Raw genomic sequence first — 26,365 nt, 5'->3', positions numbered from 1 at the left:
TCCCATTCAACAGCGATAACCGCCTGCTCAGCAACGCTTTCGTGCCGGAATGGTTCCGAAAGCGGCCGGGGCCGGCTGCTTTCGTATGTCTAAAGAAATCGATCTGAACCGGGCATTAACCGCGAGGCCTTCCTCGATGATCTCGCCCGGAACGCACCTCAGTCCTTTGTTCATGCATGTCGTTATCCCGGAACCGCTAATAGTTCCGGGCCGATGGATCAGGCCACGGCGGAAATTTTCGCCTGGTCGCCCTGCAGACGGTTCACCATGAAGTTCGAATACCATTCGAGGAACTGCATGACGCCGCCCTCATGCAGGGTGGAATAGGGGCCGGGCTCATAGGCGGGCGAGTGAATGCCGAAGGCGTTTTCCTCGACGATGCGGCGATCCTGATCGTTGGTCTCGGTCCAGACGTGGGTCAGTTCCTCGAGATCGTAATCCACGCCTTCGACGGCGTCCTTGTGGACGAGCCACTTGGTCGTCACCGCGGTCTCGTTGGCGCTGAGCGGCAGCACGCGGAAGGAGATGGCGTGGTCGCCGAGCAGGTGGTTCCACGTCGTCGGGTAGTGGAAGAGCAGCATGGTGCCGATATGGCCGATTGAGATATCGTCGGAGAGCGGACGCTTGACGGCGCGCTTGCCCGACATGGTGTAGCTTTCGGCATCCTCGATCAGCGGCATGCGGGCGGTGCGGAACTGACCGTCCGGCGAAATCTGGAACTTGCTCGGCAGGCCGGCGGCCTCGCAGCGCGCCCAATGGCCGGCGATCTCGGGATCGTCGGCGCCGCCATCCGTGCCGGTCACGCTCGGCGCTTCGGGATAGGTGCGGCAGAGTTCTGGGTGATTGGCGGCGCAATGATAGCACTCGCGGTTGTTTTCCCAGACAAGCTTCCAGTTGCCCTTTTCGATGATCGTGCTTTGGAAAGCAACCTTGCTCTCGCTGATCCGGTGCGGTGCGACATAGGGTTCGATCTTGTCGCGCACCGTCTGGAAATCCGGAGCGGTGTTGGCAAGGCAGATGAAGACAAAGCCTGCGACGGTTTCGCAGTGGACAGGCTTCAGGTTGAAACCTGATTTGTCGAAATCATCGCCCATGTGGCGGGCGAAGGCGAGCTTGCCTTCGAGATCATAGGTCCATTGATGGTAGGGGCAGACGAGACGCACGGAGGAGCCGTGCTCCTTGGTGCAGACGCGCGAGCCGCGATGACGACAGCTGTTATGGAAGGCGCGGATGATATTGTCGCGGCCGCGGACGATGACGACGGGATAGCTGCCGATCTGGACGGTGAAATAGGCGCCCGGCTTCGGCAGTTCGCAATCATGGCCGATGAACAGCCAGTCGCGATAATAGATCATCTCCATGTCGAGCTGGAAATATTCCTCGTCGATATAGAACGGCTGTTCGAGGCTGAAGCCCTCACGGCGGCTCTTGAGCTGACGCAAAACGTTGCTGCGAATATCCATCTTCATGTCCTCGTGCACCCGGCTGCCGCCTTCCGGCAAGAAGGCCGGCGGAAGCGCGCCCGCTTCCTTCTCCTTCGGGAGAATTGTTCATGGCGTCATTTAATCACCGAGCATGGCTGCCGCTTGGTTGTAATGCGACATCGGCTTCGAAATTGACGACAGGATGCGGCAAGGCTTGAAGCGGCCCATCCCGATCGATCACCTCGCCCGACTCTCCCGGCAATTATCCTCAATTGCGACATGGCGTAAAGACCCGTTGCGCAAAGAGGTCGACTGCCTGATATCGATGTCAGTCGTGTTTGCGACATCTCCCGGCATTTGCCTTCAGCCGGCCTGCCGCCATGGCGATTTTTAACATCACCTTAAGCATACCGTCCTATCCTGCTGTTGATTCAGACCGACCGAAGAATGCGAACCATGGCCAAACTCCGGTATTTCGACGCGAAAGAAGCAGGTAAACTGCAAGAACCGCAGCTGATTGCCGCGCATTCCGAATTTTTGCGCACCGGCCGCATTCCCCGCGAGCGGCGGCATTGGCTGGCCGAGGAAAAGCGCTATTTCACCCATGACGAGGTCGCCGCAAAGACCGGCCGCAAGCTGCAGGTTGCCGGCGAAAAGACGCATCAGCACATCAACGGCTTTCACCACTCGATCCAGTTTCCGAAGATGATCTTCCACCGGACGCTGGCGGACAGCCCGCATCTTGGCTATTGCCACGTCACCGCCGCGCGAACGAAATTCGCGCATTACGAAGAGGTAAGCTGGGCCTTCTACATCGCCAATTTCTATTCCGACATCGGCGACAACGATAATTTCTTCGAGCGAATCGATGTCGGTTATTCCCGCATGTATTTCGCCGTCGCCATCAAACCCGGCGAGAACTCGGCGGAAAAGATGACCATCGACCGGTCGGTGCGCGGCAACGGCCTGCTCTTCCGCACCCATGATCCGCAAGCTGCGATCCGCAACATCCTCTTGCTCGGCGCCCGCAACGAACAGCTGCGCGAAATCATCCGGCAGCTCTAAAGCGATTGATCGCGAGCGGCGGAAAGCCTAATGACTGCCAGGACCAACACGGGCAGGATATGGCACGCATAATCGACATCACGGCAGACAGGCAGGCAGCGCTTGAGGCCGCCTCAGCTGCTCTTGCCGACGGCTTTGCCATCGCCATCCCGACCGAGACCGTCTACGGCCTTGCGGCCGACGCCACCAATCCCGCAGCCATCACCCGCATCTACGAGACAAAGGGACGGCCGCGCTTCAACCCGCTGATCTGCCACATGGCCGATCTCGCCATGGCCGAAGAGCACGCCGAGTTCGACCCGGTCTCACGGGCGCTGGCCAGAGCCTTCTGGCCCGGCCCGCTGACCCTGGTGCTGCCGCTGAAGCCAGAAAGCCCGATCCATTCGCTGGCGACCGCCGGGCTCGACAGTATCGGCATCCGCGTGCCGAGGGGTTTTGCAGGCGCGTTGATCGGCGCCTTCGGACGGCCGCTCGCAGCCCCCAGCGCCAATACCTCGGGCCGGATCAGTGCGACGAGTGCCGCCCATGTCGAAGCCGATCTCGGGGCGCGGATCCCGTTGATCCTCGATGCGGGGCCAAGTGCTGTCGGCGTCGAATCGACGATCGTCAAAGCAGAGGGCGGCCGGTTGCGGCTGCTTCGCCCGGGGGGACTGGCGGCGCGCGAGATCGAGCGTGTCGCGGGCCAGCCGCTGCTGCGGCCGAAAACGGCATCGGCGGCGATCGAAGCGCCGGGCATGCTCGCCTCACACTACGCGCCGGGCGCTTCCGTGCGCCTCAATGCGACGGCGGTGGAACCCGGCGAGGCACTGATTGCCTTCGGGAGCGCTGCGGTTTCCGGCGCGAACGGTGCCCGGATCGTCCTTGATCTCAGCCCGCGCGGCGACCTGGCGGAGGCGGCGGCCAATCTATTCGACTATATGAAGCGGGCCGATGCCAGCGGCGCCCAGAGCATCGCCTTTTCGCCGATTCCCGAGGATGGGCTCGGCGAAGCGATCAACGACCGGCTGCAGCGGGCAGCCGCGCCCCGCGACTGAAGGACAGTGCATCACGATGGAGAACCGAGGCCGATGAGCAATTCCAGCATTTCCACCGAACTCCTCGATCGCTTCGCGGCCATCGTCGGTGAAAAATACGCCTTGCGTAGCGAGGCAGATCTTGCACCGCATCTGATCGAAAACCGCGGGCTCTATCACGGCTCCTCCCCTCTCCTCTTGAAACCCGGTTCGGTCGAAGAAGTCTCTGATATCATGAAGCTTGCGACGGAGACCGGAACGGCGATCGTGCCGCAAACCGGCAATACCGGCCTCGTCGGCGGCCAGACGCCGCGTCAGGGCAAGTGCGATATCATCCTGTCGCTCGAGCGCATGAACAGGATTCGTGATGTCGATCCGGTGGCGAACGTGCTGGTGGCCGATGGCGGCGCCATCCTTGCCGAGGTGCAGAAGGCGGCCGAGGCGCATGGACGGCTGTTTCCGCTGTCGCTCGGCTCGGAGGGCTCCTGCCGCATCGGCGGCAACCTTTCCACCAATGCCGGCGGCACGGCCGTGCTTGCCTATGGCAACATGCGCCAGCTCTGCCTCGGCCTCGAAGTGGTGTTGCCGACCGGCGAGATCTGGGACGGCCTGCGCCGCCTGAAGAAGGACAATACCGGCTACGATCTGCGCGATCTCTTCATCGGCGCCGAGGGCACGCTCGGCATCATCACCGGCGCGGTGCTGAAGCTCTTTCCCCAGCCGCTCGGCCATCAGGTGGCCTTCGCCGGTCTGAATTCGGTGGCGGATGCGCTTGCCCTCTTCAACCTGGCCTCCAGCCTCTGCGGCGCCTCGCTCACCGGTTTCGAGCTGATGCCGCGTTTCGGCGTCGAGATCACCACCCGCCATATCGACGGCGTGCGCGATCCGCTGGAGACCGCCTATCCCTGGTATGTGCTGATCGACATTTCGACGTCGGATTCGGCCGAGACGGCGGAGCGGATGATGAGTGGCGTGCTGGAACAGGGATTCGAGGCCGGGCTGGTGCTGGATGCGGCAATCGCCTCGTCGGTAGCACAGCAGAAGGCGCTCTGGCACATGCGCGAGAGCATGTCGGATGCGCAAAAGCCGGAAGGCGGCTCGATCAAGCACGATGTTTCCGTGCCCGTATCGAAGATCCCGCATTTCATGGCCGAGGCCGAAGAAGCTGTCATGGCGGCGATGCCGGGCGCCCGCATCTGCGCCTTCGGCCATATGGGCGACGGCAATATTCATTACAATATTTCCCAGCCGCTCGGCGCCGACAAGGACGCCTTCATCGCCCGCTGGCACGAGATGAACCATATCGTCCATGGACGGGTGCTTGCGCATGGCGGCTCGATCTCGGCCGAGCACGGCATCGGCCAGCTGAAGCGCGACGAACTGGCGGCGATCCGGCCTGTGATCGAAATCGAGCTGATGCGCCGCATCAAGCGCGCCTTCGATCCCGCCGATATCATGAATCCGGGAAAGGTCGTCAGCCGCGATGCGTGAGGCCGACGATCGGAGGGATCGCCAACGTTTGCCCCTCATCCGCCTGCCGGCACCTTCTCCCCGCAGGCGGGGCGAAGGGAATATGACGCAACCTCTCGGTTCCCACCAACCTTTCGCGGGGCACGTCCCCTCGCCCCGTTTACGGGGAGAGGGTTAGGGTGAGGGGCGGCCATCCGCGTCAAGCGCTCTGCTCGGAATTGCCTTAGGACTGCTGCGTGCCGCCGCCGGTCAGGATCATCAGCGCCGGCGACTGCTGGGTGGCGTTCTGGACGTCGTACATCGCGGTAAACCGGCGCAGCAGCTTGTCGACCTTCTTCGGATCCTGGAGATCCTCGAGCTTGACGAAACGGTTGATGAGATCGGCCTGCTTGGCGACATCCATGCCCGAGATCTGCGACGGCAGGCTGTAGGCTGTTGTGATGACCTGATAGAGCGCCTTGTCGCCGAGGATCGAATAGATCGAGGTGATGCTCGGGGCCTTGCGGCCGAAATAGAGCGCCAGGCGCACGCCGTCGTTGGTTTCGCCTTCCTGGGTTTCCATCGTCTGCTTGACGTAGAGCTCCTGGGTGTGCTCCTCGGCCGCCTTGTTCTGGACGGTGCCGATCTTGGCGCGGGTCAGATTGCCATCCTTGTCGAAGTTAAAGGCGGCGACGATATCCTTGAAACGTGCATCGGCGGTGGCGTTGAGATAGCTCTTCTTGTCATCTGGATCGGATGTGAAGATCTTCTTGAGCGTCGCCTTATCGTAATCCTTCGGATCAAGGTTGTTCGCCTTCAGCACCAGGCCGGTCAGGCGGCTGTCGTCGAGGAAATCATCGAGCGACTTCACCTTCGCCATGCCCTTTGCGAAATAGTTGACTTCAGCCGTCGCGTCCTTCGCCGCCTTGTCCTTCACCGGACCGTCCTTCATCAGCATGGTGATATGCGATCGATAGTCGGTGGCATATTTGGCCATGGTCGCGTCGGGGAGCGCCTGGAAGGGTGATGCCGCCTTGCCGTCGGGGCCGAAATTGAAGGCCCGGGCAAGATTGGTGATACGTTCATCCTTGAGCGAGGCGACATAGCCATTCGGATCATAGGCATCGCTCGTCAGGATCTTGCGCATCATCGAGCGCGAGACCTCCTGGTCGGTCAGACCGAAGGCCTGCAGCGCCACATGGAAGAGATCCGGCAGCTTGTCGTTGCTCTTGCTGAAATCGGCCGACGAATTGCTGCGCAGGAAATCATTGACACTGTTGACGTCGGAGAAATTCAGCAGACTGCTGCTGTCGGCCATAAGCTTCTGGTAGTTGGATGCAACCTCGTCGATCGCCTCGTCGCGTTCGTCGTCGTAGCGCGCCGCATAATTGTCGTTGGTGGTCTGTGCCTGATCGGCCGTCTGGGCCGAACTGAGGACAGGAAGCGATCCGTCGGCGGCAAAATTGAAGTCGGCATTGAGGTCGGCATGGCCGGCTGCGGCAGCGGCCGTCGCATCGGTCAGGATGCTCTTCAGATCGGCGTCCGAAATACTGAACGGCAGATTGTAGGTGCTCTTCAGGAAATTGGTCATGGCGCTGTCGGCAAGCAGATCATCGACATTGCCGATCGTCGACATCCTGGCGGAATAATCATCGGTGCGCGCCGAGGCGGCAAATTTGGTGCTGCTGATCTGGGTCGCGCTCTGCGCCGCCATGCCGTCCTCAAGCGTGCCGTCCGCCTTGAAATTGAAGGCGGCGGCGACGTCGGCATAGGTTCCGGTGCCGCTTTGATCGGTCAGGATAGCGCGAAGAGCGACGTCGTTGACGGTCGACGGGATGCCGTAGGCGTTGCGGACGAAATTGTTCAGCTTCTGGTCCGCCAGCAACTGATCGACGTTTGAGATGCCGGCGATGGTCGACTGGTAGTAGACTGCCGCATTGTCGGCCTTGCTGGTGGTGCTGGCGCTTTGCGTCGCGCTCTGCGAGGCGTAAAGGGTCGCGACCGAACCGTCCGCTTTGAAATTGAAGAGGTTGTGAACGTCGCTGTAGCCCTGGGCGCTGGCCGCGGTGGGATCGACGAGGAAAGTCCTCAATGTCGCATCGGAGACGCCGTCTGCGATCTGCATGCTGTTTCTGATATAGCTGACCGCAACCGCATCGGACATGATGTCGTCGACATTGGTGACGTTGCCGATCATGCTGTTGAAATGTGCTGCATTCGCCGCTGACTTGTCGGTCGTCGATTTCCGCTGCGCCGCGGTCTGGATCGCGGAACCGTTGATCGAACCGTCCGCCTGGAAGTTGAAGTCGGCATTGAGATCGGAATGGCCCTGGGCCGCGGCATAGGCCGAATCGGTCAGGATGTTCTTCAGGTCAGCATTGCTGAAACCTGTGCCGAGACCGTAGGCATCCTTGATATAGCGCGCCAGCACGCTGTCGGCGAGCAGGTCGTCGACATTGGTGATGCCGCTCGACTGTGAGGTGACGGTATAATAGTTGTTCGTGTTCGATGCGGCCGCCTTCAGACTGTTTGCCTGATCGAGCGTCTGGACGCGCGCCGTGCTGGAGGCCGACCCGTCAGCCTTGAAGTTGAAAGCGTTGTAAACATTGGTAAAGCCCATCAGCTGGGCATAATTGGGATCGGTCAGCACCGTGCGCAGCGCTGCGGCGGTGAAGTCGGCGCCCATGCTGTAGGCCGTCGTGATATAAGAGGTCAGGCGCTTGTCGGCGACCAGATCGTCGACATTGGTGATCGTGCCGATCTTCGCCGTGTAATAGGCCTTGTTGTAATCGGCCGCCGTCTGGCCGACGTAATAGACGTCCGAACCGACCGAATTGTCGATGATGACCGACTGGGAATTCAGGGTGTAGGATTCGATGACCGAGGCCTTCTGCGCGGCGGTCTGCGCCGTGCCGGTGACGGTGCCGTCGGCATTGAAGCTGAACTGGGCGGCAAGCGCCTTGTACTTGTCGCCGCCTTGCGTGTTGACGACGCTCGTGGCGTCGCTGAGATCGCTCGTCAGCACCTGCCGCAGAAAATCCTTCGACGCATAGGTCGGATCAATCTTGAAGGTCTTCAGCACATAGGTGCGCAGCCGGGCGTTGTTGACCAGGTCGTCGACGGTCTGCACGCTATCGATATTGTTGCTGTAATAGGTGCTCTCAGCGCTGGCGGCCTTGTCGGCATCGACGAAGGACTGTTTGTAGAGGCCGATCAGGTCGTCCTCCTGCGCGTCGGTCTGCACATCCTTGGCCGGCGCGTTGAAATTGAAGGCGGCGGCAAACTCGCGATAACGCGTATCGGAAAGCTTGTTGGCGTAGCTGTTGGGGTCTGTGAGGTCGCTTTCGAGCACCTTCTTCATGAAGGCCTTGGCATAGGTCATATCCTCGAGACCATAGGCCTTCATTGCATAGCTATAGAGCTTGTAGTCGCCGAGGAAATCGTCGACGTTTTCGACCTTGTTGATATGGTCGGCGTAGTACTGAGCATCCTTCTTGACCGTCGCCTGCGACGCAACCTTGTTGAGGCTGGACGTCATATCCCGCGACAGGATCGTGTAAGCGAGGGAAGCCGAGATCATGAAAAGCGCCCTTTTCACCCAAATTTCTAAAAGAAAGACGAACTGCTGGTGAGCACATTTTGCCATGGAAAGCTTACCTGAGGCTTACCTCTGGATGCATCATTTCAGGACACCACACCGTTCACCTTCCGGAAACCTTGCCGGATTCGGTTTTGATAACCATCAGAGGAGGCAAAGTTTTCTTAACCGCAATTTTTAAGCTGTACGGAACGGCGGCTGCCTATTGTCGGCCATAGAGGACGAAAAGTCCCAAGGAGAAGACCGGAAATCGGCTCTCAGGTAAGACAAGGGTAGAATGAAATGAACAATCCCGTTATGAAGCCCGCCTGGGCTGGCACGACGTTGCGCCTCGATCCGACCCGCTTTCCCCAGCAGGTCAGCTATGCCATCCACGATTGTTCGGATGACGTCAATATCACGATAGACGAACGCGGTGCGGTCCTGCGCAAGGTCCTCCCCTCCAGCGGCCTGCCGCTCTCGATTGCGCTGCCGAAGCGCGTTTTCAAAGGTGTCGCCGCCCGCGCCATCGACCATGGCGACGGCGATGTCACCGTAACCCTCGAACTCCATCACACCGATCCGGAGCTCTGCATTCCGCTGCTCGTCGCCCATGATCTCAGCGACATCGCTGCCGACTGGCGCAGTTGGTCCGAAGCCTTCCGCATTCCGATGCTGATGGTCGAGGCCGATGGTGTCGCCCGGCCGCTCGAAGACCATATTGGTGCCTTACGCACCGGCGATCTCAAGCCGCGCCGCCGTCATTCCTACTTCGCCAATCGCCGTCCGCGCTTCCTCGTGCGCCGCACCACCGGCCGGCTGGGCGTCGCCATGAAGATCGAAGGTAAGGAAATCATCGCCCGGACCTAAGCGAAACCGCGAAAGTCCCGATTTGGCAATACGATTTTGAACCCGGCGCCCGCGCCGGGTTTATCGTTTTCATCCATCGTCCCAATCAGGGAATGGCAAACAGCAGCGATATGAAGAGGCCGAAGAAGATGATCAGGCCGACGCGGTTGTTTGACTTGAAGAGCGCCAGGCACTGGTCGGCATCGTTGATATCGAGCCGGATGATCTGCCAGGCGAACATGCCGGCCGCACCGAGCAAGGCCAGGAACGCGATGAGATTGGCACCGGCGAGAGCGAAAGCGATAAACATCAGCACCAGCGTCAGTCCATAAAGTCCGATCAGCCATTGCCGCGTCCTGTCGCCGAACAGGCGCGCAGTGGAGCGGACGCCGATCAGCTCGTCATCCTCCTTATCCTGATGCGCATAGATCGTATCGTAACCGATCGTCCAGGCGACGGAGGCGGCGTAGAGCAGGATGGCGGCAAAGGAGAGGCCGCCGAAAATGCCGGCCCAGCCCATCAGCGCGCCCCAGGAGAAGGCAAGTCCGAGGTAGAATTGCGGCCAGTCGGTGAAGCGTTTGGCATAAGGATAGAACGCCACGATCCCGAGCGAGAGAACGCCGAGGAAGACGTTGAGCCAGTTGAACTGCAGCAGCACGAAGAGGCCGACCAGCGCCTGCAAGCCGATGAAGATCTTCGCCCGTCGACGGGTGACGCGGCCGGAGGGGAGCGGACGCGACCGCGTGCGCGCCACTTCCATGTCGATCTGGTGGTCGACGAGATCGTTATAGGTGCAGCCGGCGCCGCGCATGGCGACCGCGCCGATGAAATAGAGGAACAGGTGAGACACCAGCACACTGCCGGAATAGATCCCCTCACCGATCGCCGCATTGGCGGCAAGTGTTGCCGACCAGAAGCACGGCCACATCAGCAACTGCCAGCCGATCGGGCGATCCCAGCGCGCGAGCTGCGCATAGGGCCAAAGCCATGGCGGCAGGATCCGGTAGACCCAGTTATCGGAAGGTGCGTCGGAGACGCGATCGTTGAAATCGCCGGTATCGTGCATGCCGCTCATCTAGCGGCGGGCCACCGATCCGGTCAAGACGCGATCATTGCAATGCCACTTGCATCATTCCTCAGACCGGAATCGATCCCGGCGAAGTCATGTGGCAATTCAAAGTGTTACAGCGCCGCATGTCCGGAAAGGCCCGCAGCGCCGTCAATCACTGCAGTGAGAAATTGAACTTGTAGGTCGCCGAGACCCCGATCAAGACCTGGTTCTTCGAGCCGCGCTCGCGCACGAGACTGCTGTCGGCGGCAGGACCTGCCAGCCGCTTGTATTCGAGGAAGGAACTGGCAGAGAGGTTTTCCGTCGCCTTCCAAGTGAGCGCCGTGCCGGCGCCATAAGACTGGATGCCCGACGACGGCTTATAAGGATCAAGGCCGCTTGCCGCTGCCTGCTTGGCGTTGACGCCGTAATAGGCGTCGTAATAGCCGCTGGTGGCGAAGGTCGCGCGCGGACCGCCTGATAGTTGCAGGTCGGGCGCGATATCGGTGAAGGCATCGACCGCGAGATCGGCGACGATGCCGTCATGCGCGCGGATGCCCTGGCGGACTTCGGCGCGGGCGCGCAGGAAATCTGTGGGGTAGACCTCGACGAAACCGCCGGCTTCCGCCCCCCATTTGACCTTCTTCAAGCCCTTCAGCTCGCTGCCGTCGCCGTCATCGCGCGACGGCACGAATCTGCCGACGATGCCGGCACGGAAGGCACCCTTGTCAATGAGGGCGAAAGAAGGATTATCGTTACGCGACGAAAAACGCTGGCCGGCGCCTTGGCGGCCAACCGAGATCAGCGGGCTGAACTTGAATTCGTTGTGCGACGAGCCCTCGAATTTCGGGGCGGAGAAGCCGGCGACACCGACGCTCAAATACCAGTCGCCGGACCAGAAGTGCTGGCCGCTTTCCTGGGCGGCGGCCGCCGAACCTAGAGATGAAATGGCAATAGCTAAAGAGATCGATACGACTGATCGATGAGACACGTCCACACTCCAGAAAAAGCAAAAACAAAGCCGCGGAGGGCGGCGCTCGCTACATCTATCCTGATGTCGTTACCCCAATGTTAACCACGGTGAAACAAAGGGCGCTCATGAAAGTCGGTGCCCTGCGGCCCCCTCATCCGCCCTACGGGCACCTTCTCCCCGAGGGGAGAAGAGGGAGAACGCCGCTTCGTCAGCAACCCCATTGGATGGCGTACCGTTGAGCAGGCGGGTTCGTTTGGCAGTGTCGGCGCGCCTTCCTCCCCTCTTCTCCCCTCGGGGAGAAGGTGGCCCGAAGGGTCGGATGAGGGGGCCACACCCTGGTGGCATCTACTATCGAATTCCGCAAAACCACTCCCCCGCTTCCCTATCTCTGGTTCCAGCGGCGGATGACCGGTTCGATCAGATCGTGCTCGTAGCCGAGCACGCTGATACTTGTCGTATCGAGCGAGAAATACGCGCCGCCTTCCGGCGGCAGACCGAGCCAGCGGGCAGCGAGGACGCGGAGGAAATGCGAGCTGGAGAAGATGAGGGTGGTGCCGGCCGTTTCGCGAAGCGCATGGATGACGGCGTCGGCGCGGGCGCCGACATCGGCGGCGAATTCGCCATTTGGGCAACCGTCGCGAAAGAGCTGCCAGCCGGGGCGCTCCGCCAGAATCGCCTTTGTGGTGATGCCTTCATAAGCGCCGTAGTCCCATTCGGCGAGATCGTCCTTGATCACCGCGTCCGATCCGAAGCCGGCGAGCGCGCAGGTCTTGCGAGCCCGCTCGGACGGGCTCGACCAGACGGCGGAGAAGGTAAGGCCCGCCAGCCGGCCGGCGAGTTTGCGGGCGGCAGCCTCGCCGTTCGCCGTCAAGGGAATATCGCTGCGTCCGGTATGGCGCCCGGACAGGCTCCATTCGGTTTCACCGTGGCGGACCAGATAGGTCTCGGGAAACGCACTGCTCATCGGCACGTCCTTTCATGAGAATCGGTCCCTCGGCTAAACCGCCAGCGGAAGCAGCACTTCCGCGGGATTAGAACGTCACCTTTTCCAGCGGGGCGCGCCTCGCCTCGAATTCCTTCAGCTTGGCTTCGTTGCGGGCGATGTAATTGCGATTGTCGGGAACGGCGAACTGGTTCTTGGCGATCTGGATCTGCAGGATGAAGAGCTCGTCCCAGCGGAAGCCCATTTCCGAACCGGCCAGATAGAATTCCCACATGCGGAAGAATTGCTCGTCGTAAAGCGCCACGGCTTCGGCCTTGCGCGCCACGAAACGCTCGCGCCAATGGCGCAGCGTATAGGCATAATGCATCGGCAGGATTTCGATATCCTTGACCAGCAGCCCTGCTTTTTCGAGCGGCGGCACGACCTCGCCGACGGACGGGATATAGCCGCCGGGAAAGATATATTTCTCGATGAAGGCATTGGTGGCAAAGCTCGGCTTCGGGCGGCCGATCGAATGCAGCACCATCACACCGTTGTCGTCGAGGAGATCCGACACCTTACGGAAGAAGTTGCCGTAATTGCCGATGCCGACATGTTCGAACATGCCGACCGAGACGATGCGGTCGAACTTCCGGCCGGTCATGGTGCGGTAGTCCTGCAGTTCGAACCGCACCCGGTCGGCAAGGCCCCGCTTTTCGGCGCGCGTGCGCGAGACCTTGAGCTGCTCCTCGCTCAGTGTGATGCCGGTGAACTCGGCACCTTCGGTCGCCTCCGTCAGGTACATGCCCATGCCACCCCAGCCGGAGCCGATCTCCAGGATGCGCTGGTTCGGCTCGAGCAGAAGCTTGGCGGCGATATGGCGCTTCTTGGCGAGCTGCGCCTCATCGAGACTGATGCCGGCGGGTTCGAAATAGGCGCAGGAATATTGCCAGTCCTCGTCGAGGAAAAGATCGAAGAGCTTGGCCGACAGGTCGTAATGATGGGCGACATTGTGCTTGTTGCGATTGACCGGCACGCGGCTCTTCAGCTGCTGCCAGGCAATGCGGCCAAGCAGCAGTGCCGCCATCTTGAAATCGAAGATTTCATTGGTGGTGTTCTGTTTCACCAGCGACAGGAAATCGTAGATGTTGCCCTGTTCGAGAATGAACCGGCCTTGCATGTACATTTCACCGAGCTTCATGGTCGGGTCGCGCCGGATGGCGTCCTCGGCCTCCTGATCGGCAAGGCGAGCGACAACGGGTTCACCCGTGCCGTCGCCGATCGTGTGGGTTTCGCCATTGGCAAGGGTAAGTTTCAATGAACCCTTGCGGACGATTTGCTGGACGATCGATAAGAATGCCGACGCCATGCACGCCTCGCAAATGTGACAGGATGGTCACATCAACTTAGTCGCTCTCTTTCGCCTTACAAGCGCCGGATTTAGCACTCCGTTCAGAACGCTGCCAAACTGTTGCATTTTTGCCGAAATGCCGGCTAAACCCCTATTTTCGCTTCATGGCTTCGGCAAGTGCCGCGCCGAATGCGCCCTGGCTTTCCGGTTTCTGAGCCGCAGGCCGGCGTTCGTTCTGCGGCCGCGCCCCTTGGTTTGGACGAGAATCACCGCGCGGCGGCGGCGCCGATGAACCATCGTCGCGTCGCATGGAAAGACCGATGCGCTTGCGCTTGGCATCGACTTCGACAACCCGCACCTTGACGACATCGCCCGCCTTGACGACCTCGTGGGGATCCTTGACGAAGCGATCGGCAAGCTGGGACACATGCACCAGACCATCCTGGTGCACGCCGATATCGACGAAGGCGCCGAAGGCGGCGACATTGGTCACCGTGCCTTCCAGCACCATGCCGGGCGTCAGGTCGGAAATTTCGTTGACGCCCTCGGCGAAGGTCGCGGTCTTGAAGCTCGGACGCGGGTCACGGCCGGGCTTTTCCAGCTCCGCGATGATGTCCCTGACCGTCGGCAGGCCAAATTTCTCGTCGATAAACTGGCGTGGATCGACCGATTTCAAGACGGCACTATCACCCATCAGCGCGCGCAGATCCCGGCCGCAGGCGGCGACGATCTTTTTGGCGACGCCGTAAGCCTCCGGATGCACCGAAGAGGAATCGAGCGGCTCCTTGCCGTTGGGAATGCGCAGGAAGCCGGCGCATTGCTCGAAGGTGCGGCCGCCGAGGCGGGCGACCTTCAGGAGATCCTTTCTCGTCTCGAAACGGCCTTCGCTGTCGCGGTGGCGAACGATGGCGTCGGCGATCGACGGGCCGAGGCCGGAGACGCGCGAGAGCAGCGGCGCAGACGCGGTGTTGAGATCGACACCGACGGCATTCACCGCATCTTCCACCACGGCATCGAGCGAACGCGACAGTTTCTGCTGGTCGACGTCGTGCTGATACTGGCCAACGCCGATCGACTTCGGCTCGATCTTGACGAGTTCGGCCAACGGATCCTGCAGGCGCCGCGCGATGGAGACGGCGCCGCGCAGCGACACGTCGAGATCAGGGAATTCAGCAGCAGCGGTCGCCGAGGCGGAATAGACCGAGGCGCCGGCTTCCGAAACGATGACCTTGGTCGGCTTCGGCGCCGGCAAATCGGCCAGCATGTCGGCCACCAGTTTTTCGGTTTCGCGGCTGCCGGTGCCGTTGCCGATCGAGATCAGCTCGACATTGTGCTTGCGGACCAGCGAGGCCAGCTCGACCTGGGCGCCGCGCACATCGTTCCTCGGCTGGAAGGGATAGACGGTCGATGTCGCCACCACCTTGCCGGTGCCGTCGACGACGGCGACCTTGACGCCGGTGCGGATGCCCGGATCGAGACCCATCGTCGCGCGCGAGCCGGCGGGCGCGGCCAGCAGCAGATCCTTGAGATTGCGGGCGAAGACATGGATCGCCTCCTCTTCCGCCCTTTCGCGCAGTTCCCGCATCAGGTCGAGCGAGAGCGACATGGAAAGCTTGACGCGCCAGGTCCAGCTTGCGACCTCCATCAGCCAGCGGTCGCCGGGACGGCTGGTACCGATCTCGTATGCCGCCACGATCATGCGCTCGACCGGCTTGTTCGGGGAGGCCGTCTCGGCGTCGGCCTCGATCGTCAACGTCAGCACCTCCTCGTTCCAGCCGCGCAGCATGGCGAGCGCGCGGTGGCCGGGGGCGGTCGCCCAGCGTTCGGAATGGTCGAAATAATCGGAAAACTTCTCGCCCGTCGCCTGCTTGCCGTCGACGACTTTCGCCTTCAGCAATGAGGCTTGGCGCATATGAGCGCGCAACCTGCCGAGCAGGTCGGCATTTTCGGCAATGCCTTCGGCGATGATATCGCGCGCGCCCTCGAGCGCCGTCTTCACATCGGGCACATCAGCGGTGACGAAGCCTTCGGCCAGCACCGCCGGTTCCCTGGCGCGGTCGGCGAGGATCATCTCGGCGAGCGGGCCGAGGCCGCGTTCACGGGCGATTTCTGCCCGCGTGCGGCGCTTCGGCTTGTAGGGCAGATAGAGATCTTCAAGCTCGGCCTTGGTTTCGGCGCCTGCGACCTTGGCCATCAGCTCGTCGGTCATCTTGCCCTGGCCGGTGATCGATTCGACGATCGCGTCGCGCCGGGCTTCGAGTTCGCGCAGATAGACCAGCCGCTCGGCGAGATTGCGCAACTGTGTATCATCCAGCCCGCCCGTCACTTCCTTGCGGTAGCGGGCGATGAAGGGCACGGTTGCGCCCTCGTCGAGCAGCTCGATGGCGGCTTTGGCCTGTTCGGGCCGGGCGCTGATTTCGGCGGAGATGCGGGCTGCGAGAAAACGGAGGTCTGCTGCCATGGGGTTCCTGGGGATTTCCTGTTTCGACAGAGGTGGCGGGACCATAGCGGCGAAAAGCGGCAAGGCAATGCCCGACTGTGGTTTTCACAGCGGAAGTTAATGGATTGGGGGATCCATCGGCGTGTTGCCGTGTGGCCCCCTCATCTGCCTGCCGGCATCTTCTCCCCGAGGGGAGAAGGGATATGCCGCACTGCTTTCCTCCATCACAAACGGCAGTGGCAAGAATGGATCGCTGCCGCAACTCCCCTTCTACCCATCGGGGAGAAGGTGCCCGGCAGGGCGGATGAGGGGGCCACGCGGCAACACGCCCGCCGGTCGCCCCGCCCCATCGCTCTCGTCCGTTTTTGCGGTTGTGCAGATGCGGCATTCTTTGATAGCAGAAGCAACGTTTTTGGATCGCCCTGCCCGCGGGCGCAAGGAAAAGATTGACATGCCAAACCTTCTTCTCGAACTCCGCTCCGAAGAGATTCCGGCCCGCATGCAGCGCAAGGCTGCCGGCGACCTGAAGAAGCTCGTCACCGATGCGCTTGTCGAAGCGGGCCTGTCCTACGAGGGCGCGCGCGAATATTGGACGCCGCGGCGGCTTGCGCTCGACATCCATGGCCTGACGGCCCGCTCCGCCGATGTGCGCGAGGAACGCAAGGGACCGCGCACCGACGCCAACGAAAAGGCGATCGAAGGCTTTTTGCGCGGCGCCGGCCTTTCCTCGGTCTCCGAGGCGCAGGTGGTGAGCGATCCGAAGAAGGGCGATTTCTACGTCGCGGTCATCTCCAAGCCTGGCCGCGCAACGGAAGAGATCGTCACCGATGTGATACCCGGCATCATCCGCGATTTTCCCTGGCCGAAGTCGATGCGCTGGGGCAAGGCCTCGTCGAAGCCCGGTGCGCTGCGCTGGGTGCGGCCGCTGCAGTCGATCGTCTGCACCTTCGGCCCGGAGCATGAAGAGACCACCATCATCCCCTTCGAGATCGACGGCATCACTGCCTCCAACATCACCTACGGCCACCGTTTTCACGCGCCCGAGGCGATCACGGTGCGACGCTTCGACGATTATGCGGCGAACCTGGAAAAGGCGAAGGTTATCCTCGATGCCGAGCGGCGCAAGGACATCATCCTGCACGACGCCCGCGATATCGCCTTTGCCAACGGGCTTGAGCTGGTGGAAGACGAAGGCCTGCTGGAGGAAGTCTCCGGCCTCGTCGAATGGCCGCAGGTGCTGATGGGCAGTTTCGAGGAGGATTACCTCTCGATCCCCTCCGAAATTATCCGGCTGACGATCAAGACCAACCAAAAGTGTTTCGTGACGCGCGCGAGCGGCAGCGAGACGCTGTCGAACAAGTTCATCCTCGTCTCCAACATCCAGGCGAGCGACGGCGGCAAGGAAATCGTCCACGGCAACGGCAAGGTGGTGCGGGCAAGGCTTTCCGATGCGCTGCATTTCTGGAAGCGCGACCAGGGCAATCTGCCGGATCTTGAGATGCTCTCCGCTTCAGCGGCAAAGTTCGGCCTCGACATCAACAAGCCGCTCGACCAGCGCATGGCCAAGCTCGATGCGCTCGATGTGACCTTCCATGCCAAGCTCGGCACGCAGGGCGCACGCGTCGCCCGCATCCGAGCCCTGGCCAAGCAATTGGCTGATATCACCGGCGCCGATGCGGCTCTCACCGATCGCGCCGCCGTGCTTGCAAAGGCCGATCTGCGCACCGAAGCGGTTGGCGAATTCCCGGAACTGCAGGGCTTGATGGGCCGCAAATATGCGGTGCTGCAGGGTGAGGATGCCTCCGTTGCCGCAGCGATCGAGGATCACTACAAGCCGCAGGGTCCGTCGGACCGCGTGCCGGAGGACAGAGTGGCGATCACGATCGCCCTTGCCGACAAGCTCGATACGCTGATCGGCTTCTGGGCGATCGATGAAAAGCCGACAGGGTCGAAGGATCCATTCGCACTGAGGCGTGCCGCACTCGGCGTCGTCAGGATCCTGCTGGAGCGAAGGATCCGCCTGCCGCTGCTGGCAACAACAAGGGATGGCGACCTGCTCTCCTTCTTCCATGACCGCCTCAAGGTCTATCTGCGCGACCAGGGCGCTCGCCACGATCTGATCGACGCCGTGCTGACTTCAGATGCCGACGACCTGCTGATGGTGGCGCGCCGCGTCGAAGCGCTGACGGCCTTCATCACCTCGGAAGACGGCAAGAACCTGCTCGCCGGCACCAAGCGGGCGACGCAGTTGCTTGCCGCCGAGGAAAAGAAGGGCACGGTGATCGCCGATGGCGTGTCGCAGGCGCTTCTGAAGCTCGACGCCGAGAAGGAGCTGTTCGCCGCCATCTCCAGCGCCTCGAAGGATGCGTCGGACGCGGTTGCCGGAGAAGATTTCCGCTCGGCGATGGAAGCGCTCTCCAAGCTGCGCGGCCCGGTCGACCGCTTCTTCGAAGACGTGCTCGTCAACGACGAGGACGCCGCCATCCGCGCCAACCGCCTCGCCCTGCTGCGGCTGATCCGCGAGGCAACGGGAACGGTTGCGGATTTCTCGAAGATTTCGGGGTAAGACTTTTCATATCGACATCTAACGATGGGGATTGGCGTTGGACGGCGGTGATTGGAGCGTTTACATCAGTGTTGATATCGCTAGTCCGGCGGCAATCGCCGTGGATCTTCAGTATCGACAGGTTGAGCGCATCCCATCCTATCCAATGCTTTTGACCGTGGAGTTGAAACTCCAACATCCTCGGGAAAACGGATTACCGCAAAATGATGAATCTGAGATCATCTACGCCTTGGAAGATCGGCTTGTCAGTCAATCGGATAGCGTCGGCAATATCCGCTTCGTCGGCCATAAACTATCCGATGGCCTAGCAACATACTTCTTTTATGCATCCAATGCCTCGGCGATGAGGGGCATTATCGAAACGGCTAGAAAGCAATTTCCCAGCTATATCATCGATCAGCATGTTATTCAGGACACGAGTTGGTCAGTATATCGCCATGTCCTAGCTCCCAGCGGTGACAATCTACAGCAAGCTGAAGACAACAAGGTAATCCAAAAGCTCACTTCGCTGGGCGATGACATAAACCTGCCGCGGCTCATTCATCATTTCGCATATTTCAGCACGCCGACGGAGCTTCAGAATTTCAAAGCTGCAATTCTTGCCGATGGATTTCACGTCGATAATGAAACTACATCAGACCAAGTCGACGGCAAATTGCCGATCAGATTCTCGCGCCGGGATGCGCCAAGTGAAATCACAAGGGTTACCGTAAAGCTCACCCATCTCGCGGGAGAATTCAGCGGTGACTATGACGGCTGGGAATCTCCGCCGGCTAAAGGAATTCCCACGCCTTGAACTTGCTTCGAGTGGCCACAGCACGATCCCGAAAGGTCGATCTCGCTCAGGCCATGAACCCCGATTGGCGCGATGTCTATCGTCCGAGTGAGCCCGCGGCTTCCTGGACTTCCGATCAGGGCGACGATCGAGCGTAGAGAACGATGATCGGACTCTGGCATTGCCGCCGACGTAGCGTTATTCATGCAGACATGCAGAGCAAGATTCTCGTCAGCGCCTGTCTCATGGGCCACGCCGTCCGCTATGATCGGCGGGCGAAGCCGTTGCTTCATCCGGTAATCGAGACATGGCGGTCCGAGGGCCGGTTGGTGACGATCTGTCCGGAGATGTCGGCGGGCATGATGGTGCCGCGGCCGCCGGCGGAGATCGCAGAGACGGCAACCGGCGAAGAGGTGCTGGCCGGCACAGCGCGGGTTGTCGAGCTGACGGGCGCCGACGTGACGGAAGAGTTCCTGCAGCAGCAAAGAATGCCGTGGCGCTCGCAAGGCAGGCCGGCTGCCGTTATGCGCTGCTCATCGACGGCAGCCCGTCCTGCGGATCCGGATTCATCCATGACGGCACGTTTTCCGGCCGCAAGCAGGCAGGTAATGGCGTGACAGCGGCGGCGCTAAAAGCGGCCGGTGTCGAAGTGTTTTCCGATCGCGACATCGAACAGTTGATCGAGCGTATCGCGCAGTGAGCTTCAAAAGGCACGGCCGCCGGAGAACCGACGGCCGCTAAGAATTTGGTGATGAAAACGCTTTCGTCTCCGTGCCGTTTAAGCGGCACGGCGACCCTGATGTGTGGCGGGAGCGGTGCGTTCGGCATTGACGCGGAATCCGCGGATGAGGTCGATCAGCTCGTCGGTATCCGTGGCCAGCGTCTCTGCCGATGCCGTGGTCTCCTCGGCCATGGCGGCATTCTGTTGGGTGGCGGCGTCGAGCTGGTTCATCGACGAGGAGATCGAGCGCAGCGTCGTGTCCTGTTCGGAGGCGCTGTGGGCGATCTTGGCGACGATCTCGTTGGCGGCCTTGATCTGATCGGAGATGCGCTTCAGCGCTTCGCCTGCCTCGCCGACCAGACGGACGCCATGGTCGACCTGGCTGGAAGAGCGGGCGATCTGGTCCTTGATCTCCTTGGCGGCCGCGGCGGAACGCTGGGCAAGTTCGCGCACTTCCTGGGCGACGACCGCAAAACCCTTGCCGGATTCGCCGGCACGCGCTGCCTCGACGCCGGCATTCAGCGCCAGAAGGTTGGTCTGGAAGGCGATCTCGTCGATGACGCCGATGATCTTGGTGATCTCCGAGGAAGACTTCTCGATGCCGCTCATCGCCTCGATCGCCTGGGTGACGATCGCATCGCTATGGGTGGCCTCGGTGCTGACCGAGTGGACGCGCTTGCTCGCCTCGTGGGCGCCATCGGCCGTCTGGCGGACGGCGACGGTGAGCTCATCGAGGGCGGCCGAAGTCTCTTCCAGGCTGGCCGCCTGACGCTCGGTGCGCTGCGACAGCTCGTTCGAAGCGCGGCGGATCTCTTCCTTGCTGGTGCCGATGTCGGTTCCCTTGGCGCTGACCTTGGCCATGGCGGCTTCGAGATGCGACAGCGCATCGTTGAAGTTATCGCGGAGGGCGGCATACTTCTGGCCGAGATCGGCGCAGCGGACGGTGAGATCGCCACGGGCAATCATCGCCAGTGCCTGGCCAATCGTTGCCACCACGCGCGCCTGGAGCGTCGTCTCATCCTGCTGCTGGCGCAGATTGTTTTCGCGCTCGCTTTCCAGCGCCAGCTGCTGAGCCGCCTCGCGATCGGACATCTGATGGCGTTCCCTGATCTTTTCCTGCAGCGACAACGTCGCCTTCGCCATCATGCCGACTTCGTTGTTCATCCCGGTATGCGGGATGGCGATCGAAACATCCTCTTCGGCGACGGCCTTCAGGGCGGCATGGACGGTGTTGAGAGGTCCCGATATACCGCGGATGACAAAGTATGCGGCTGTCATGGCAAGGAAGAACAGAACGATGCTGCCGGAGAGCGCGGTCAGGATCGTGCTGTTTATCTGAGCATCGAGATCGTCCATATAGACGCCGGTGACGACGACGACCTTCCAGGGATCGAAGGCCTGTGCATAGGCCGTCTTACGAAAATCGCCAGCGGGGTGGCCCGGTTTGGCTGTGGAATAATATTCGACGAGACCGCCGCCCTGCTGCCCGAGCTTGACCAGCTCTTCGCGATAGAGCTTGCCTTTGCTGTCCGGCTGGCCCTTGTTGACCTGACCGACTTTCGCCGCATCGTAATGGAACATCATCTGGATGTCGTAGCTATAGCCGAAGAAATAGCCATCGGGGTCGTATTTCATCGCATTGACCGTGGCGTAAGCCTGCTTCTGGGCGTCTTCCAGCGTCATTTCGCCGGCACTCACTTTGGCCTGGTAGATTTTGAGAACAGAGACCGCAGACTGCACCTCCGCCCGCAGCATGTCGTAGCGTTCGTTGTAGATCGCGTTGACGGAGGAGCGGATCTGCAGGGAGGTGGCGATCGCAAAGGCGATCATCAGGCCGACGACCAGCAATATGAGCTGCTTCGATATCTTCAAATTTTTCATGACGCCTCGCAACGGGAATGGATGGCTGCATTCCGGTGCGGTCTTCTACCGCCTGTGCGAGCGCGCCGAAAAAGAGGACGCGTCTACCGCTGCTAAAATAAACATGCTGCGACCGGGTAAAGTATCAATTAATGCTCACCCTATAAAAAAGCTTTAATTTTATTGTTCGCGATGTGAACTTCCCTGAAAATCAGGGGGTAAAGTTACAAGGCAGACCGCCGGATTTTCATCGGCCGGCCAAATATCATTTCTCTTTTCAATTCTCAGCGTGCCCGGTGCATCAAAACATGAATGCACCCCCGCTGCTCATCGAGGGTGCATTCGGCCCACCTGTGGTGGACCCCCAAACGATCGAAACCTTGATCAGGCGGGGGCAGGGAATTTGTTGTTTAGGCAATTCCGGACGCAAAACCGCTCAACACTTTTGCCGGAAGTTGCTCCTAGAAACGCAGCTTGAATTCGGAAGCGTTAAGCGCTGCCGGTTGTTCCACCATACCTGCCGCAACGGGCCTGGCGTCGCCGCCAATGACGGCCGCGGTGGTTGAATTCATGTCGATGCCGTCGACCGGCGGCGCCGGCGGCGCGGCCGCAATCATGGATTCAGGCGTCGCCTTGCTGACGAAAACGACGGGCGAGCCACCCATCCAGCCTTCGGTGCGGTAGATCTTCTTTTCACCGCCGACATCGCGGATTTCACTCGCCTCGAGGACGCCGGGCTTCAGCTCCGGCACCGTATAGTCCCTCTTGGTCAGCTCGGTCTGGAGCGGCGGGCAATGGGCGCAGGTTTCGGTGACGATGCTGCCTTCAGCGCGCGGCGCAGTCTTGCCGACCACCTCGATCGAGGACGCCATCGCAGAACCTGCCATCAGCAGGATTGCCGCACCGAGGAAAATCTGACGCATCAACGCTACTCCGTCTCATCTTGGGAGCAAATTAGCGCAGCTTTGTTTCTATCCCGTCAGGGGAAAGGGTAAAAATTTAAAGAACGGGCCGGTTTATACTCATTCCGAGCCGGTTTCCCGCTCGATCGCCCGCCAGCCGATGTCGCGCCGGCAAAAGCCGTTTTCCCATCTTACCCGGTCGAGCAACGCGTAGGCGCGGTTCTTGGCCTCGGCGACCGTGCTACCTGACGCGGTGACGTTCAGCACGCGGCCGCCGGTCGCAACCAGTGCGCCGTCCTTCAGAGCCGTGCCGGCATGAAACACCTTCTCGCCCTCGCCTGCATCCGGCAGGGAGAGAATCGGCGTATTCTTCTCGTAAGCGCCGGGATAACCCTTGGACGCCATGACCACCGTCAGTGCCGGATCGTCGCTCCATTCGGCGTTGACCTGATCGAGCGTGCCGTTGGCGGTGGCGAGCAGCAGCGACAGAAGATCGCTTTTCAACCGCATCATCATCACCTGGCATTCGGGGTCGCCGAAGCGGACATTGTATTCGATCAGTTCCGGCCCCTTCTTGGTGATCATCAGACCGGCGAAAAACACACCGGAGAAGGGATGGCCGCTCTCGGCCATGCCGCGCATCGTCGGCTCGATGATCTCCTTCATGGTGCGCTCGACCATTTCGGCGGTCATCACAGGCGCCGGCGAATAGGCGCCCATGCCGCCGGTATTGACGCCGGTATCGCCCTCGCCCACCCGCTTGTGATCCTGGGCGGTTGCGAGCGGCAGCACATGTTTGCCATCACAGAGGCAGAAGAAGCTCGCCTCCTCGCCATCAAGATAGGCTTCGACGACGACTTCGGCGCCGGCAGCGCCAAAGGCGCCTTCGAAGCAGTCGTCGACAGCAGCCAAAGCTTCCTCGATCGTCATCGCAACCGTTACGCCCTTGCCGGCGGCAAGGCCATCAGCCTTGACGACGATCGGCACACCCTCGGCGCGGATATAGGCTTTGGCCTTCGGTCCATTGTTGAAGCGCTGGTAGGCGCCTGTCGGAATATCGTAGCGGGCGCAGATATCCTTGGTGAAGCCTTTGGAACCCTCGAGCTGGGCTGCGGCAGCGGAGGGACCGAAGACCGCCAGGCCATCGGCGCGCAGCCGGTCGGCGAGGCCGGCAACCAGCGGCGCCTCCGGACCGACGACGACCAAATCGATCGCCTTGTCCTTGCAGAAGGCCGCGACCGCTTGGTGATCCTCGATGTCAACGGGCACCAGCACGGCGTGTTCGGCAATGCCGGGATTGCCGGGTGCAGCATAGAATTCCGTCATCAACGGCGATTGCGCCAGCTTCCAGGCGAGCGCATGCTCGCGTCCGCCCGATCCGATCAACAGAACCTTCATGCGCGACCCTTTCCTGTTTCGTCTGGCGGTTAAGGGCGAAGGACCGAAAGGTCAAGCGGGAAAGCTCACCAACCCCCGCCTCCGCCGCCTCCGCCGCCCCCGCCGGACGAGCCGCCGCCGGAAAAACCGGAGGATGAACTAGACGGCGGCGGCGAAGGAATTGTCGAAGCGATGGTCGAGGCCATCGACGAGGAAAAGCCGCCGATACGATCGGAGAAACTGCCGCTGTTGAAATTGCCGGAATACCAGGCGGGTGCATAGGCGGCAGCCGCGCCGGCGGCAGCTGCCGCAAGCCAGGCCTCGAAAGTGCGCGACCAGGGCTTTTCGACGCCGAGCGCCACCGCATAGGGCAGTAGCGTCTCGAAATGCTGCGGCGACATAGAGGGCGCGCCAGCCGTGTTCATCCGGTCCTTCTCGGCAAGCGTCAGATACTGGCGCAGGCCATCTATGCCGTCCATCATCTTGGCGCCGAGCGGGGTCGGGGCGCCCATGATGAAGAAATAGAGGATGTTCAAAAGCACGATGCCGCCGACGGCAAAGAGCATCGGCGTTTCATGCAGCTCCATCAGCGACGAGGTGAGCACCATCACCATGATCGCCAGGATGCTGACGCCGACGAAAACGCCGATCGCCGTGGAGATGATGGCGATGATCTTGCCGAACAGCGACTTGCCGCGATGCACCGATCTGACGAGGCCGGCGGCAAACACCGCGACGAAGACCGAGATGGCGATTGGAATCAGCATCAGCGCGATCGTCTCGGGCTCGAGCGAACCGAAGACGAACAGTATCACCAGGGCGGCGGCACTGAGCACGATGCCGCCTGCGGTATAACCGAGGTTGGAATTGTAATATTTGTCGCGGTGTTCCTTCTCGATCGCCGAGCGAAAGGCCTGGCCGACGGACTTCACCCGCTCGCCATTGGCCTTGTCGATCGTCAGCGTCGAGCTGGCGCCGCCGGCAACCTTCAGCAATTCGATCTCGCCGGCCTGGAATTTCTCCTTGCCGAGCGGCTTGCCGGTGCCGCTGATGACGATCGAATTCTTCAGGTCCTCGAGCTTGACGTAACCGCGAACGGCGAGATTGAGCGCGGTGGCGGACAGCGCCGTCCAGCCCCCGCCGGAGAAGCCCTTATTGTCAATGTAGTTGACCAGTGCCGGCGAGATGCCGTCTGGCGCATCCCAGCGCGGCACGACGACGCCGCGGGCGGGATCGCGGCCGACCTTCAGCCAGGAGCGCGTATAGTAGGCGAAGACGAGGATGAGACCGCCGAAGCCGATGAAATAATTGCGGTTGTCCTTCAACCACCAGCTGCTTTCCATATCGGCGCTCGGCGCATCGATGGCGCCCTTCGCCATCTTGATCGAGAATGTCAGGCCTTCACGGGCCCCAAGCGGCTCGGTCGTCGAAAAGACCAGGCCGGCGCCGGTTTCGCTAACGCGGGCATTCTTGCCGGTCGCGCCTTCCGGGCCGGTGAAGAAAATCGTATCAGTGGCGCCGACACCGGGCGGCAGGTGCACCGTCGCCGTTGCCGAGCGGATTGGGAAGATCCAGCCATTGCCGGTGACGTTCCAGTAGAGTTCGTCATGATCATCGAAATAGCGGATCTGGCGATTGGTCCTGTAGGTGAAGACATATTTATGACGGCCCGGCGTCACCGTCACATCGGCAGAACCGGCATAGATGCGGATGCCGCCTGATATCGACTCGGTGTGCCAGGGCTCGTTATCGCCATCACGCTGGACCGAGACCATATCGAAATCGACGCTGCGGCGGCGGCCCGCGGCATCGGTGAAATAGAGCGGGAAGTCACGGAAGATGCCGTGGTTGATCTGGTTGTTCTCTGCATTGACGGTGATCGTTTCCGCCACCGTCATCGCTCCGCTCTTTTCGAGCGCGATATCGGAGGCGAAACTGTCGATCACCTCGGCGGCAAACACCGCCGGAGCGGCGAGCGTCAACAGCAGCGCAAAGCAAAATCCGAAAACCCGACGCCCCATCCCTGTCTCCTCGCCGGCAGCCTCGGCTGCGC

17 protein-coding genes and 2 pseudogenes are annotated in these 26,365 nt (G+C 61.2%); 7 read left to right on the top strand and 12 right to left on the bottom strand.

Going from position 1 to position 26,365, the window contains the following annotated elements; translation table 11 throughout:
• Window positions 1–218: 218 nt before the first annotated feature.
• Window positions 219–1,463, bottom strand: a complete 1,245-nt coding sequence (locus ACIPSK_RS30520) for an aromatic ring-hydroxylating oxygenase subunit alpha (protein ID WP_162118348.1) — start codon at window positions 1,461–1,463, stop codon at window positions 219–221.
• 417 nt (window positions 1,464–1,880) lie between these two features.
• Here ACIPSK_RS30520 and ACIPSK_RS30515 point away from each other — a divergent pair, with 417 nt between their 5' ends.
• From ACIPSK_RS30515 to ACIPSK_RS30505, 3 genes are read left to right on the top strand one after another with little or no spacing between them, the layout of a single operon-like run.
• Window positions 1,881–2,489: a DUF6656 family protein gene (locus tag ACIPSK_RS30515; RefSeq protein ID WP_162118349.1), complete on the top strand. Its 609-nt coding sequence runs from the start codon at window positions 1,881–1,883 to the stop codon at window positions 2,487–2,489.
• A gap of 59 nt (window positions 2,490–2,548) precedes the next feature.
• Entirely contained in the window at window positions 2,549–3,523 is a 975-nt protein-coding gene (locus tag ACIPSK_RS30510; protein WP_162118350.1) for an L-threonylcarbamoyladenylate synthase, read from the top strand.
• 33 nt (window positions 3,524–3,556) lie between these two features.
• Window positions 3,557–4,993: an FAD-binding oxidoreductase gene (locus ACIPSK_RS30505; protein WP_162118351.1), complete on the top strand. Its 1,437-nt coding sequence runs from the start codon at window positions 3,557–3,559 to the stop codon at window positions 4,991–4,993.
• 202 nt (window positions 4,994–5,195) lie between these two features.
• Here ACIPSK_RS30505 and ACIPSK_RS30500 read toward each other — a convergent pair whose 3' ends face one another.
• Window positions 5,196–8,531: a DUF1217 domain-containing protein gene (locus tag ACIPSK_RS30500; protein ID WP_162118352.1), complete on the bottom strand. Its 3,336-nt coding sequence runs from the start codon at window positions 8,529–8,531 to the stop codon at window positions 5,196–5,198.
• 300 nt (window positions 8,532–8,831) lie between these two features.
• Between ACIPSK_RS30500 and ACIPSK_RS30495 the strand changes: the two genes are divergently transcribed.
• Window positions 8,832–9,398, top strand: a complete 567-nt coding sequence (locus ACIPSK_RS30495) for a DUF6101 family protein (protein ID WP_162118353.1) — start codon at window positions 8,832–8,834, stop codon at window positions 9,396–9,398.
• 85 nt (window positions 9,399–9,483) lie between these two features.
• Here the strand turns inward: ACIPSK_RS30495 and ubiA are convergent, their stop codons facing one another.
• The 6 genes and pseudogenes from ubiA to ACIPSK_RS30465 all read right to left on the bottom strand — a co-directional run bounded on the left by ubiA (window position 9,484) and on the right by ACIPSK_RS30465 (window position 16,132).
• Window positions 9,484–10,443, bottom strand: coding sequence for a 4-hydroxybenzoate octaprenyltransferase (ubiA, locus tag ACIPSK_RS30490; protein ID WP_162118378.1), 960 nt, complete (start codon window positions 10,441–10,443; stop codon window positions 9,484–9,486).
• Between the two features lie 157 nt (window positions 10,444–10,600).
• Entirely contained in the window at window positions 10,601–11,416 is an 816-nt protein-coding gene (locus ACIPSK_RS30485; protein ID WP_162118354.1) for a MipA/OmpV family protein, read from the bottom strand.
• Window positions 11,417–11,536: 120 nt separating this feature from the next.
• Window positions 11,537–11,730: pseudogene (locus ACIPSK_RS30480) on the bottom strand (hypothetical protein); the annotation flags it as partial.
• A gap of 50 nt (window positions 11,731–11,780) precedes the next feature.
• Window positions 11,781–12,362, bottom strand: coding sequence for a histidine phosphatase family protein (locus tag ACIPSK_RS30475; RefSeq protein ID WP_162118355.1), 582 nt, complete (start codon window positions 12,360–12,362; stop codon window positions 11,781–11,783).
• A 67-nt stretch (window positions 12,363–12,429) separates the two neighbouring features.
• Window positions 12,430–13,689 carry an SAM-dependent methyltransferase gene (locus tag ACIPSK_RS30470; protein ID WP_017963048.1) on the bottom strand — a complete coding sequence of 420 codons (1,260 nt, stop codon included), beginning with the start codon at window positions 13,687–13,689 and terminating at the stop codon, window positions 12,430–12,432.
• A gap of 133 nt (window positions 13,690–13,822) precedes the next feature.
• On the bottom strand, window positions 13,823–16,132 hold the full coding sequence (locus ACIPSK_RS30465; protein ID WP_162118356.1) for a Tex family protein: 2,310 nt from the start codon (window positions 16,130–16,132) through the stop codon (window positions 13,823–13,825).
• Window positions 16,133–16,562: 430 nt separating this feature from the next.
• Between ACIPSK_RS30465 and glyS the strand changes: the two genes are divergently transcribed.
• The 3 genes and pseudogenes from glyS to ACIPSK_RS30450 all read left to right on the top strand — a co-directional run bounded on the left by glyS (window position 16,563) and on the right by ACIPSK_RS30450 (window position 20,152).
• Window positions 16,563–18,677 (top strand): glycine--tRNA ligase subunit beta, encoded by a 2,115-nt coding sequence (gene glyS, locus ACIPSK_RS30460; protein WP_162118357.1) that lies wholly within the window; start codon window positions 16,563–16,565, stop codon window positions 18,675–18,677.
• 37 nt (window positions 18,678–18,714) lie between these two features.
• A complete protein-coding gene (locus ACIPSK_RS30455; protein ID WP_162118358.1) occupies window positions 18,715–19,473 on the top strand; it encodes a DUF695 domain-containing protein in 759 nt (252 codons plus the stop codon).
• A gap of 191 nt (window positions 19,474–19,664) precedes the next feature.
• A pseudogene (locus ACIPSK_RS30450) lies at window positions 19,665–20,152 on the top strand (DUF523 domain-containing protein).
• Between the two features lie 78 nt (window positions 20,153–20,230).
• Here the strand turns inward: ACIPSK_RS30450 and ACIPSK_RS30445 are convergent.
• The 4 genes from ACIPSK_RS30445 to ACIPSK_RS30430 form a co-directional block, all read right to left on the bottom strand.
• Window positions 20,231–22,054: a methyl-accepting chemotaxis protein gene (locus tag ACIPSK_RS30445; protein ID WP_162118359.1), complete on the bottom strand. Its 1,824-nt coding sequence runs from the start codon at window positions 22,052–22,054 to the stop codon at window positions 20,231–20,233.
• 440 nt (window positions 22,055–22,494) lie between these two features.
• Complete coding sequence (locus tag ACIPSK_RS30440; RefSeq protein ID WP_162118360.1) at window positions 22,495–22,956, bottom strand: plant virulence effector HPE1-like domain-containing protein; 462 nt, start codon at window positions 22,954–22,956, stop codon at window positions 22,495–22,497.
• Between the two features lie 99 nt (window positions 22,957–23,055).
• Window positions 23,056–24,333: a phosphoribosylamine--glycine ligase gene (gene purD, locus ACIPSK_RS30435; protein ID WP_162118361.1), complete on the bottom strand. Its 1,278-nt coding sequence runs from the start codon at window positions 24,331–24,333 to the stop codon at window positions 23,056–23,058.
• Between the two features lie 65 nt (window positions 24,334–24,398).
• Window positions 24,399–26,333 carry a DUF2207 domain-containing protein gene (locus tag ACIPSK_RS30430; protein WP_162118379.1) on the bottom strand — a complete coding sequence of 645 codons (1,935 nt, stop codon included), beginning with the start codon at window positions 26,331–26,333 and terminating at the stop codon, window positions 24,399–24,401.
• Between the last annotated feature and the right edge of the window lie 32 nt (window positions 26,334–26,365).

The organism is Rhizobium sp. LARHSG275 (assembly GCF_052871115.1).
Note: the sequence above shows the minus strand (reverse complement) of the source record. Positions and strands in the feature narration are given on the sequence as shown.